Genomic DNA, 12164 nt, shown 5'->3' on the forward strand with positions numbered 1-12164 from the left:
GCCCAGTCCAAGGCCCTTCAAAGTCTTCAGCATTCTGTCCTCCCAATGAAAATAATTTCATTACCCTGTTGCTTCTCCTCTTGAGGCAACATGATGGAGCAAGTTTTGCGTCTTGACAGACGCGTCGTCAAGCTGTTTGCTTTGCGAAAATTACCGCTTCAATCGATTTTTCGGGCGAAGGGAGTGGTAGTTGAAATATTTTCATGATCGATGGGAGGCGATTCATGGAGACTGGCTCTTTGCCCGTACAGGCGGGCACCGCCCGCCCGCTCTACCGGGTGGGGCATGGTGAGACGGTAACCGCCTGGCTGGTGTCGGACCTGATCAAGGCGGATTTTCCGGGCATTGCCGCGCCTGCCGAGGATCGTGTGCGCTATCGCTTTATCAACGGTTTCGTGGATGTTGGCGATCTGCCCTGCCGCAAGGCCTTCTGGGCGACCATGGTGGGGCGGCGCATTTTTCCCGAACGGGACTGGCCGGTGGGGCATATCAACCTGCCGGGCACCAATCGCCGGGTCGAATTTACGCATTTCTGGCATGTGCCCACCCATGTCCGGCGCTGGCTGTCCGGCTGCTTTGTTTCGCCCGCGCCAAGGCGCGTCACCTTCCGCCTGTCCACATGCGGCGGCGTTCGCATCTGGGTGAATGGCGAGGAGCAGGTGCGATTCGAGCCTTTCCAGCGCAACCGCGTTTCCGTCACCGAGGTCACGCTTTCCCTCCAGGCGGGGGATAATGAGATTCTGCTGCATAGTGAGGATCTCGCCGAGCGTGATACCGTCTGGTTCTTCGAACTGGAACTTCTGGATGATGAGCCGCTCACCGTTGTTCTGCCGGTTGCCATCGACCAGCAGGAGGCGGACCGGCTGGAGGCGCTGGTCCGGGATCTGCGCCCGGAACGCGATGTCTTTGTCTGCTCGCCGCTGGTGCTGATCTTCGACAGGCCCGCAGATCGCGATCTGCCGGTGTCTGTGGAGATCGTCAGCCATGGGCATGATCGTGCGATGCTGGCGCGGGAAAGCCTGATCCTGAAAGCAGGAGAAACCCGCCTTTCCGTGCCGCATCAAGCATTGCCGGATGGCTATCACGGTGTGAAGGTGAAGGTGGGCGAAGGCGAGGCCTCTGCCCGGCGCAGCATGGATGCGGCCTTCATGGGCGGTCTTGCTGCAAGACCGGCCGCAGCCCTGCTGGAGGATCGCAAGGCCGAAGCGCTGCGCTTTTCCGCCCGTCATGGCGCGCCGCGCATCGGTCGCCTGCTGGCCATGGCAGCCAGCGGTCAGATCCAGCCCCAGGCCTTTTCCGACATCATGGAAGCAACGCTTGCTTCCATCGACCGGCGCGACGATTGCTCCGATTTCATCATGGTGCCGCTTCTGTGGCTGGTCATGGCCCATCCTGAGGCGATCGAGCCGCCGATGCTGGCCCGCATTCGCCACTCGGTGCTGAATTATCGCTATTGGGTAGATGAGCCCGGCAATGACGCCATGTGGTTCTGGAGCGAGAACCATGTTCTCTGCTTCCACACCAGCCAGTTGCTGGCAGGGCTCTGGCTGCCGGAAGCGATCTTTACCGCCTCGGGCCGGACAGGCGCGGAACAGGCTGCCCTTGCCACCGCCCGGCTTGGCCTGTGGTTCGATGCGGTCGAGCCGCATGGGTTGGCGGAGTGGAATTCGGCAGCGTACTACCCCATCGATTTTATCGGACTTCTGGCGCTCGAGCATTGGGCGGGACAGGCGATTTCCGCTCGCGCCCGGCATTTGCTGGATCTGATTTTCGAAATGGTGGCGCTGCACACGCTGGGCGGCGTGCCCGCCGGTTCGCAAGGCCGCGCCTATGACAAGGAGTTGCGGGCAGGGCCACTGACCGAGCTTGCGCCCTTTGCCTGGGTGGCCTTCGGACAAGGCTGGCTGAACGGCGGCGTCGCCTCGCTGCCGATGTTTGCGGCAGGCCGGTATTGCCCGCCGGAACGGCTGATGGCGCTTGCCGATCTGAAACCCGGACGCGCCATCGAGGCGCGTTACACCCAGGGCCTGGAAGCCGCCCATCTCGTGCTCTTCAAAAATGACGGAGCCCAGCTTTCCACCGTTGTCGATCACAAGACGGGAAAGCCCGGCCATCAGCAGCATGTGCTGGATATCCGCCTCGAGGGGCATCCCATGGCGCGGCTCTGGGTCAATCATCCCGGCGAGGATGATCCCTGGGGTTCGCAGCGTCCCTCCTACTGGGCGGGCAATGGTATACTGCCGCGGGTAGCGCAGCATTGCGATCTCGCCCTCTTCATTGCCGATGTCGGGCAGGCCCGTCTTCCCTGGACCCATGCCTATGCCGGGCGGGACGGGATGGATGAGATTGTGCTGGATGGTCGTTGGCTTTTTAACCGCTCGGGCCGGGGTTTTTGCGCCCTCTTTGCCACCAATGTGCTGGAGGCCGTTGAAAACGGCGCGACGGCTGGCCGGGAATTTCGCTCTCCAGGGCCGGTTTGCGGCTGGGCGGCGGTGGTCGGCTCTGGCGATGAGGCCGCCTTCCGGCACTTCATCAGCCGGGTGCAGGCGACCGAAACCCGCTTCGAGCCGGAGGCGAAGCGTCTGACGCTGATCCCCCCGGGCCGGGAGCCCGTGAGCCTGGCCTATGACGGCACGTTCCTGATCGGCGGCGTTCCGCAGCCCTTTTCCCACACCCAGCCGGAGCCGCAGCTGACCTATGACAGCGATCTCGGCGGCTTTGCCATTCCACCCTTTTACGCATGACGGACATCTCCATGAAGAGTGCAAGCATCGACAAGCAGGGCCTTCGCCAAACCATTGACAACGTGGCGGCAGCCTTCAGCCGCCTGAAGGGCATCAAGGAGGGGTTGGTCAGCGAAAGCGCCTCCGGCATCCAGTTCGACGAATGGGACTGGGAAGTGGGCGTGGGTCTCTATGGCTTCCTGCGCCGCGCCATTGCCGCCGATGACAGAAAAGCCCTTGCCGATCTGGTGGACTGGTATGCCATGCAGATCGGTCGCGGCCTGCCGCCGCGCCAGATCAACAGCACCGCACCGATGCTGCCGCTTTCCATTCTCATCCAGCATGTGGACCGGCCGGATTTCCGCGCCCTTGTGGAGGATTGGGCTGACTGGCTTGTGCATCATCTGCCGAAAACCGAGGATGGCGGCTTTCAGCATGTGGTGAAGGAGCGCCTGAACGAGGGCGAGCTTTGGGACGATACGCTGTTCATGGCAGCGCTGTTCCTGGCGCAGGCCGGGATGGTCTTCTCGCGGAAGGATTGGGTGGATGAAGCGGTTTACCAGTTCCTCGTCCATGCCCGCTATCTTTCCGATCCGGTCACGGGCCTGTGGTATCACGGCTGGACCTTTCTGGGGCGGCATAATTTCGCCCGTGCTTTCTGGGCGCGCGGCAATGCCTGGATCACGGTGGCCATTCCCGAACTCTTCGTGATCGTGCCGGATCTTGCCGACAAGGACCGCCGTTTCCTCGCCAATGTGCTGAAAAGCCAGGTGCGCTCGCTAAAGGCGTTTCAGCGGCAGGACGGCCTCTTTCATACCTTGCTGAATGATCCGACATCGCCCACCGAAACCTCGGCCACGGCAGGCATTGCCTATGGCATTCTGCGCGGGATCGAGGCGGGCATTCTCGCCCCCTCCGACAAAGTTCATGCCGATCGCGCCCTTGCCGCCGTGCTTGGCAAGATCGATGCGGAAGGTGTGGTGCATGGCGTCTCCGACGGAACGCCCATGGGCCATGATCTCGATTTCTACCGCCGCATTCCCAACCTGCCGACCCCTTATGGGCAGGCGCTGGCCATGCTGCTTTTGATCGACGTGATGATGAAGACCGCTTGAAAGACCATGCCTATGACAAGGAAGATCGCACCCCGGGACGGGGATAATACCGCCGCCATTCAGGATGCCGTGCATGCGGTGAGCGCCGCTGGCGGCGGCGAGGTGGTGCTGGAGGCCGGCCTTCACACGGTGCGGGGCTTGCGCCTTGCCTCCGGGGTCAATCTGGTGATCGGCAAGGGTGCGGTGCTGCGACCGGTACCGGATTATGAGGCCTATGCTGAAACACGCGTGGATGTGATTGCCGAAAAATCCGACCGCGCCATGATCGTGGCGCGCGGTGCAGAAAACGTCTCGCTGACCGGCGAAGGCGTGATCGAGGCGGGCGGCGAAGGCTTCATCATCGGCAATGACGAGGCGGTCGGCACCCTCATTCCGGCGGAATTGCGCCCCCGCGTACTGGTGATGGAACATTGCCGGAATGTGCGTGTCAGCGGTGTGACGGTGAAGGATTCGCCGATGTGGACGCTGCATTTCGTCAATTGCGAAGGCTTGCATGTTTCCCATGTCACGGTTGAGAACAATCGCCGCCTGCCCAATACCGACGGCATGGTGCTGGATGCCTGCCGGCAGGCACTGGTGGAGCATTGCGTGATCGTCACCGCCGATGACGGCATTTGCCTGAAAACCAGCGCCGGGCCGGATGGCAAGGCCATCGGCACCTGCGAGAATGTCGCCGTCCGTCATTCCAGTGTTTCCAGCCTGAGCTGCGCCCTGAAGCTTGGCACGGAAAGCCATGGCGACTTTACCAATATCGTCTTTGAGGATTGCAAGGTGGTGGATTCCAATCGCGGGCTTGGCATTTTCTCCCGCGATGGCGGGCGGGTCTCGAATGTCCGCTTCTCGCGCATCGCCCTTGACTGCCGCGAAACGCCGGATGGTTTCTGGGGCTCCGGCGAGGCGCTGACCGTGACGGTGGTGGATCGCCGCCCGGAAAAACCGGCGGGCGCCGTCGTCAATCTGCTGGTGGAGGATGTGACGGGCGTGATGGAGGGGGCGATCACCGCCATTTCGACCTCCGCTGCCGGTATTCACAATCTGCGGCTTTCGCGGGTCAGGGTCAGGCAGCGTCCGGGTGTGCTTGGCACCGGCCAGCGCTATGATTTGCGCCCGACGAATGCCGATCTTGCGGTTCAGCCGGATGAGGCGGGCCGGGCCAATGCCTACCGGCGTGGCGCCGATGGCCGGATCATCGGCCTTGAGGATTATCCGGGCGGTCTGCCGGGGCTTTATACCGAAGGTGTGAAGGGCATGGCGCTGCTGGAGGTGGAGATTGACCGGCCTGAACCATTGCCCATGGGTTGGAACAGCCAGACGCTGCTGATGGCAGCGGAATAAGTGGCGGGAGGAGGAGGACATGGGAGCATTGAAACTCACCGCCTTGAACAAGTCTTTCGGGGCTGTCGCGGTATTGCACGATATTCATCTTGAGATTGCCGACGGAGAATTCGTGGTCTTCGTCGGCCCCTCCGGCTGCGGCAAGTCCACGCTGCTCAGGATCATCGCCGGTCTGGAGGACATTACCTCCGGCGGCATCGAGATCGGCGGGCGTGACGTGGCAGCGCTTTCGCCTGCCGAGCGCAAGATCGCCATGGTCTTCCAGTCCTATGCGCTCTATCCACATATGAGCGTGCGCAAGAATCTCGCCTTTGGTCTGGAAAACCTTCGGTTCAAAAGGGCGGAGATCGACAAGCGCATTGCGGAAGCGGCCCGGATGCTGGCCATCGAGCCCTATCTGGATCGCAAGCCCAAGCAGCTTTCCGGTGGCCAGCGGCAGCGTGTGGCCATTGGCCGGGCCATTGTCCGCGAACCGGATATCTTCCTGTTCGATGAGCCGCTTTCCAACCTCGATGCGGCGTTGCGCGTACAGACACGCGCTGAAATCACCAAGCTGCATCGCGATATCAAGACGACGATGATCTACGTGACCCACGATCAGGTGGAGGCCATGACCATGGCCGACAAGATCGTGGTGCTGCGGGCTGGCCGTATCGAACAGGTGGGCACGCCGCTTGAACTTTTTGACAGGCCCCGCAATCTCTTCGTTGCCGGTTTCCTCGGTTCGCCGCGCATGAACATTCTCAAGGGCAAGGTGGAACGGGCCGAGGGCGGCAATGCCCTGATCCAGACCGGCCACGGCGCGGCCCTTGCGGCAAACGTCGATCCGGGCAGCGTGGCGTCAGGCCAGGATGTGCTGGTCGGCATCCGTCCCGCCCATTTCGTGCTGGCGGAGAAGGGCCTGCACTTTATCGTCGACTATTACGAGAGCTTGGGCACCGAAACTTATCTCTACGGCTATCTGGAAGGTGACAGGGAGCAGATCATCATTCACCGCCCTGGCCATTTTGCGCCGGAGCCGGGAAGCCGCCTGACGGTGATGCCGGAGGCTGGCCGGGTGCATGTCTTCGATCCGAAGAGCGAGCTTTGCCTCTCCAGCGGAGGGTCTGCCCATGGCCGCTGACATCGTTGCTTGGACTGGCCGCGCCGTGGAAAGTGTGATGCGGCTGGTGGAACTGCCGCTGAACGGGCTGGAAAGGCTGATGGGGCGCAAGCGCATGCCCTATCTGTTTCTGGCGCCCAACCTCATTCTCTTTGGCATTTTCACCTTTCTGCCGATTGCCATTTCCATCGGCTATGCCTTTACCGGCGGCACGGAGCTCTTCGTGACGGACCGGCCCTTTGTCGGACTGGATAACTTCCGGCAATTGCTGAATTGCCAGGATTATACCCAGCCCGGAACCTGCCAGGAATCGCTGTTCTGGATCGCCATCTGGAATACGCTGTGGTTCGTGGGTTTCAACGTCACGGCCACACTTCTGGTGGCGCTGACGACGGCGCTCATTCTCAACCGCGCCATGGCGGGGCGGGGCTTTTTCCGCGCCATGTTCTTTTATCCGGTGCTGCTGTCGCCGGTGGTCATCGGCTTGATCTGGAAATGGTTTCTCGATCGCAACGGCCTGCTCAACGCTTTTTTGCAAATGCTGGGCGTGCCGCCGGAAATCTTCCTGCTGGAGGTGGGCTGGTCGCGTTTCTTCGTGGTGGTGGTGTCCGTCTGGTGCCATATGGGCTTTTACACGCTGATCCTGCTGGCGGGGCTTCAGGCCATTCCGAAGGATCTTTATGAGGCCGCCGCCATCGATGCCGCTTCGCCGCGACGCATGCTGTTTCGCATTACGCTGCCGCTGCTTGCGCCCAACCTGCTGGTGGTGCTGATCCTCCTGATGATCCGCTCCGTGCAGGTGTTCGATGAGGCCTGGGTGCTGACCAATGGCGGCGGCCCCGGCACGGCCAACAGCTTCATCGTGCAATTTATCTATCAGGTCGCTTTCGGCGGAGACCTTCGCCTGTTCGGCCTTGCCTCGGCGGCCTCTGTGTTGATGGGCGGCGTGCTGCTGGTGCTGACACTGATTCAGCTTCGGCTCGGTCAGAAGATGGAGCAATGACATGGCCAATCTCAACGCAATCGCATTTCTCACCCGCACCCGCCGCCCGGGCCGCGTGGATCTGACCGATATCGTCTCCTGGGCCTGGCTAATCCTCGGCACGCTCGCCGTGCTGGTGCCGGTGGTGTGGGCGGGCATCTCCTCGCTGAAGCCGGAGGCGGAAATCACCCGCTTTCCGCCGACCTTCCTGCCAAGGGCGGCTGAGGAGGTTACGGTGCCGGGGTATGACAAGCCGCTGTCGCTCTGGCGGGCAGAGGTGAATGGCGAGACGAAGGAGATGGCGATGATCCGCCGCATCGGCTTGAAGGCGCAGCTTGTCGATCCGAAAAATCCAGGCCCGCCCGTCAGTGTCAATGTCAAGGACATTACCCCGGTCCAGACGCTGACCATTGCTACGCAAAACTACTCCGATCCGCTGACGCGTTTCGACTTTCTGACCTTTTTGAAGAACTCCGTCTTCGTCACCTTCGTCGCCACGGTGCTGACGCTGATCATCAATGCCATGGCCGCCTTTGCGCTCTCGAAATACCGCTTTCGCGGCGACAAGGCGATTTTCGTGCTGATCATCTCGACGCTGATGATCCCGCTCACAGTGGTTATGGTGCCGGCCTATCTGGTGATCGTCGGCGTCGGGCTGGTCGATAATCTCTGGGGCGTGATCGTGCCGACACTTGCCACGCCCACGGGCGTGTTTCTGCTCAGGCAATATATGCTGACCATCCCGGATGAACTGATCGAGGCCGCCCGCGTCGATGCCGCCAGCGAGTTTCGCATCTTCTGGCGCATCATCCTGCCGCTGACCGCACCGGCGCTGGCGGTGCTTGCCATTTTCTCGGTGCTGTGGCGGTGGAATGACTTTCTCTGGCCGTTGATTGTTCTGAGCAGCCGTGAAAACTTCACCCTGCAAGTGGGGCTCAATGCCTTCCAGGGCGAGTTTTCGGTGCAGTGGCACTATATCCTGGCCATGACCTTTCTCAGCCTTGCCCCGGTCACGGTGGTCTTCCTGTTCCTGCAGAAATACATCACCACGGGCATTGCCGGAACGGGTATGAAGTAATCACCTTCCCGGTGATGCAAGGCTGCCGCGCAGCACCAGGCGGCAGCCGAGTTCCAGTCGGTGGGCGGGACGCATGGGATCGTTTGCGATCAGCCGTTGTTCGATCAGGCTGAGCGCCGCCGCCCCCAGCCGGTCGGTTGGCAGGTGAACGGTCGAAAGCGGCGGATCGGTAAACTCGCCGGGCATGATGTCATCGAAGCCCAGGACGGAGATATCTTCCGGCACCCGGATGCCGAGATCCTTCAGTGCCTTCAGGCAGCCGAAGGCCAGATTGTCGGCGGCGCAGAAAATCGCCGTGGCGCCGCGCAAGCCGATCTCTTCGGCAACAAGTGCATGAAGGGCTTTTTCCCCTGCAATCGGCTCGAAGCCTTCCGCTTCCACGATCATGTCGAGCGGGGCGGGAAGGCCAGCCAGGAGATGCGCGTCGATGAACCCGTCCTGACGCCTGCGAATGGTGGTGCGCCCGGCCCCCCAGGTGAGGTGCAGGATGCGCCGGTGACCGAGCGACAGCAGATGCTCGGTGGCGGCCCGCGCGCCAAAGCGGTTTTCGCCCGTCACCGTATCCAGCTTCATGGCTGGGTCTTCGCCGTTCAGCAGCACCACCGGCAGGGAAAGCTGCGCCAGCCCGCGCGCCAGTTCCGCACGGTCGTCATTCAGCACGACAACGGCATCGACATTTTCTGCCTTTGCCAGCCGTTTGATGTCCTGCGCATCGATGCGGCTCGTTTCGCTGATGAAGGGCACGAGGCGAATGGCGCGACGCTCGCATTCCTGGCGCAGCCCATTCAGAATGGTCCAGCTGACGAGATTGAGATCGCTGCGGGGGGCAGCATCCTGGCTCACCGCCAGAAGCAGGGACCGCAGCGAGGCAATAGTCGCCTTGCTGCGCCGCTTTTCCAGATAGCCAAGCTGGCGGGCGGCGGTCAGCACGCGATCGCGCACCTCCACGGTGATGGGGGCCGTGCCATTCAGCGCATGGGATGCCGTGCTGAGCGATACGCCCGCTGCTTCCGCTACGTCTTTCAGCCCCACCTTGCGCTTCACGACTGCCCCTTTCGTTCTCCGGGTGACTATAGACAATCATCCGGCTCTGGAAAGCAAAACAAAGGCTTAAGCGCTGAAAAGGCTGGTGAGGGGCATGTGATTCTTGACGATAGGCGATTTCAGCACCACGAAGCTGAAATATTTGTCGATCCCGATATCCATATCGGTCAATCGCTCCATGATTGTCTGGTATTCGCCGATGCCTGCGGTGACGAATTTCAGCATATAATCATAGCCGCCGGACACCAGATGGCATTCAATCACCTGATCCACTTTTTCCACGGCGGCCAGAAAGCGGGCGAAATCGATCTGACGGTGATTTTTAAGGGTGATTTCCGTGAAAACCGTCAGCGTCTGGCCGAGCTTGCTGACATTGATCTGGGCCGAATAGCCTTCGATATAGCCTTCGGCTTGCAATTTTTTCACCCGCATCAGGCAGGGGCTGGGCGAAAGATTGACCAGTTCCGCCAGTTCCACATTGGTGATGCGGCCATTCTTCTGCAACTCGTGAAGGATCTTGATGTCGATACGGTCGAGTTTCATGGACGGTCCATTCATGGCAGGGCAGGCGGCAAAGCGCCTTTGGTGACGCACAGCATATTCTGCCGTTCTGTAGTCTGACAAGTTGATAAGCTAGTCGTTTTTCACAACGTCTGATGCGCTTAAATATCCCGGCGAAACGGCAGAAAATTCTGTTTATCGACGCTTTGCAGGGGCCGAACCTCTGCGGTCCGGCATAGCATGGCGGCGATTTCAGGAGATTTGAGCCATGCGTGTGCCGTTGATGAGGATTGAAAGCTCGCCCAGCCTGCCGCAGAGCGCGGATGTGGTGGTGATCGGCGGCGGCATTGTCGGCACCTGTGCGGCCTATTACCTCGCCATGCGCGGGGTGAACGTGGCTTTGGTGGAGAAGGGCTTTATCGGCGCCGAACAATCCAGCCGTAACTGGGGCTGGTGCCGCCAGCAGAACCGGGATGCCCGGGAATTGCCGATGGCCACCAGAAGCCTCGACCTGTGGGAGGCCATGGCGGGCGAGATCGGCGAAAGCGTCGGCTTCCAGCGCTGCGGCCTGCTTTATCTTTCCAACAACGAAGCCGAAATTGCCGGTTGGGCGAAGTGGCGGGATTTTGCCAGAACTGTCGGTGTCACCACGCATATGTTGTCGTCCGAGCAGGCTGCCGAGCGTGGCCGCGCCACGGGAAGACAATGGCTTGGTGGCGTGTTTTCGCCGAGCGACGGCATTGCCGACACCCAGCGCGCCGCGCCCGTCATCGCACGCGGAATCATGAAGTTCGGCGGCACGGTGCATCAGCAATGCGCGGCACGGGGCATTGAAACGGCAGCGGGCCGCGTGAGCGGTGTGGTGACGGAAAAGGGCACGATCAAAACCCCCATCGTGGTGATGGCGGGTGGAGCTTGGGCTTCCTCCTTCTGCCATCAGCTTGGTATGCGTTTTCCGCAATCCTCCGTGCGGTACTCCATTCTGGCTGTCGAACAGGGCGCGGAAGGCATTCCTGACGCCTTGCACACGGCGCGCGTTTCCATCACCAAGCGCGGGTCGGGGGGGCACACGCTGGCAATCAGCGGACGGGCGAGCGTCGATCCAACGGCGCAGAACATCCGCTTCGGCAAGACCTTTCTGCCGATGTTCCTGCGCCGGTGGAGAAGTCTGAGGCCAGGCACGCTCGAAGGCGTTCGCAATGGGCACGAAAGCCTGCGTCGCTGGCGTCTGGACGAGGAAACGCCGATGGAGCGCAACAGGGTGCTGGACCCGCGCCCGGACATGTCACTGATCCATGAAACCCACCGCCGTGCCGTGGAGCTTCTGCCCGGTTTGAAGGAGGCGAAGGTTTCGGCCAGTTGGGCTGGTTATATTGACAGCACGCCCGATGGCGTTCCTGCCATCGGCGAAATGCCCGGCCTACCAGGTTTCGTGCTGGCCGCAGGCTTCAGCGGCCACGGCTTCGGCATTGGGCCGGGGGCCGGTCATCTGATCGCCGACCTGATCACCGGTCGCAAACCGATTGTCGATGAGCAGGATTACCGGCCCGAACGGCTGGAAGGCTCTGCCTGGGGCAAGGTCGCGGCCTTTTGATCAGTGGACCTGCGGCAGGGCCTCGCGGCAGGCGCTCTCGCAATCCCGGCAGGCTTCCGCACAGATGCGACAATGCTCATGCATTTCGGCGTGGCGGCCGCATTCCTCGCCGCAGACGCGGCAGGCTTCCGCACAAGCTTGCAGGGCGGCACGCAGAACTTCGATGTTGGAGCCGGTGCGGCGTGAGGCCATCGCACCCGTCGCGGCGCAGAGATCGGCGCAATCGAGATTGCGGCGAATGCATTGCACCAGATTTTTGACCCCATCTTCCGCCAGGCAGGCGTCCGCGCAGCTGGTGCAGGTTTGGGCGCAGGCATAGCAAAGCTCGATGCATTTCAGCAGCGCATCGACCGTCTGACCCTGAACGTGCGGATGCGTGGAAATCATTTCCCGAACATGCATGATATGTGCTCCTGTTGTGTTCACGCATTTCCGAACGGGAAACCGGTTTCCGCTTTCGCCTCGAAAATGCTCTGAAGGTTGGTGACCGGGGTCCAACATTTCGGAACCGATGCTGTTCCGGCGGGCGTGACGTTTTGCAATTGAACTTGGCGGCCGCGATCTGTATAAAGGCCGCATTCACCCTGGACCCGGTGCAATTCCGGGTGGCTATTCTGGCCGCCGATCCGCCAGACAACGCACAACATTCTTGAAACATGTTGGACCGGTCCTGCCGGTCAGCGCTGAAAC

At 61.3% G+C, this 12164-nt stretch carries 10 protein-coding genes and 1 other annotated feature; of the genes, 7 read left to right on the forward strand and 3 right to left on the reverse strand.

What is annotated here, in order from left to right; genetic code table 11:
• Nucleotides 1-224 precede the first annotated feature (224 nt).
• From QO005_RS20945 to QO005_RS20970, 6 genes are read left to right on the forward strand one after another with little or no spacing between them, the layout of a single operon-like run.
• Nucleotides 225-2744: a hypothetical protein gene (locus tag QO005_RS20945; RefSeq protein WP_307159960.1), complete on the forward strand. Its 2520-nt coding sequence runs from the start codon at nt 225-227 to the stop codon at nt 2742-2744.
• Between the two features lie 11 nt (nt 2745-2755).
• Nucleotides 2756-3838 carry a beta-galactosidase BglB gene (bglB, locus tag QO005_RS20950; RefSeq protein ID WP_307159961.1) on the forward strand — a complete coding sequence of 361 codons (1083 nt, stop codon included), beginning with the start codon at nt 2756-2758 and terminating at the stop codon, nt 3836-3838.
• 6 nt (nt 3839-3844) lie between these two features.
• A complete protein-coding gene (gene pglB / locus QO005_RS20955; RefSeq protein ID WP_307159962.1) occupies nt 3845-5173 on the forward strand; it encodes a polygalacturonase PglB in 1329 nt (442 codons plus the stop codon).
• Between the two features lie 19 nt (nt 5174-5192).
• Nucleotides 5193-6296: an ABC transporter ATP-binding protein gene (locus QO005_RS20960; protein ID WP_307159963.1), complete on the forward strand. Its 1104-nt coding sequence runs from the start codon at nt 5193-5195 to the stop codon at nt 6294-6296.
• Nucleotides 6286-7278, forward strand: coding sequence for a carbohydrate ABC transporter permease (locus tag QO005_RS20965; protein WP_307159964.1), 993 nt, complete (start codon nt 6286-6288; stop codon nt 7276-7278). The genes QO005_RS20960 and QO005_RS20965 overlap by 11 nt, the downstream gene beginning before the upstream one ends.
• Before the next feature lies 1 nt (nt 7279).
• Nucleotides 7280-8335 carry a carbohydrate ABC transporter permease gene (locus QO005_RS20970; protein WP_307159965.1) on the forward strand — a complete coding sequence of 352 codons (1056 nt, stop codon included), beginning with the start codon at nt 7280-7282 and terminating at the stop codon, nt 8333-8335.
• Here the strand turns inward: QO005_RS20970 and QO005_RS20975 are convergent, their stop codons facing one another.
• Together QO005_RS20975 and QO005_RS20980 are read right to left on the reverse strand one after the other, a co-directional pair.
• Nucleotides 8336-9379, reverse strand: a complete 1044-nt coding sequence (locus QO005_RS20975) for a LacI family DNA-binding transcriptional regulator (RefSeq protein WP_307159966.1) — start codon at nt 9377-9379, stop codon at nt 8336-8338.
• A 66-nt stretch (nt 9380-9445) separates the two neighbouring features.
• On the reverse strand, nt 9446-9922 hold the full coding sequence (locus QO005_RS20980) for an Lrp/AsnC family transcriptional regulator (protein WP_307159967.1): 477 nt from the start codon (nt 9920-9922) through the stop codon (nt 9446-9448).
• 226 nt (nt 9923-10148) lie between these two features.
• Here QO005_RS20980 and QO005_RS20985 point away from each other — a divergent pair, with 226 nt between their 5' ends.
• Nucleotides 10149-11474 (forward strand): NAD(P)/FAD-dependent oxidoreductase, encoded by a 1326-nt coding sequence (locus QO005_RS20985; RefSeq protein ID WP_307159968.1) that lies wholly within the window; start codon nt 10149-10151, stop codon nt 11472-11474.
• On the opposite strand, the gene QO005_RS20990 is transcribed toward QO005_RS20985, so the two are convergent.
• On the reverse strand, nt 11475-11876 hold the full coding sequence (locus tag QO005_RS20990; RefSeq protein ID WP_307159969.1) for a four-helix bundle copper-binding protein: 402 nt from the start codon (nt 11874-11876) through the stop codon (nt 11475-11477).
• A 181-nt stretch (nt 11877-12057) separates the two neighbouring features.
• Nucleotides 12058-12113 (forward strand) — a sequence feature (sul1 is cis-regulatory element that is thought to sense ions involved in sulfur or methionine metabolism; They are found in Alphaproteobacteria).
• Nucleotides 12114-12164: the final 51 nt, after the last annotated feature.

It is taken from the genome of Allorhizobium paknamense, assembly GCF_030815125.1.
GTDB classification, from domain to species: Bacteria; Pseudomonadota; Alphaproteobacteria; order Rhizobiales; family Rhizobiaceae; genus Allorhizobium; species Allorhizobium paknamense.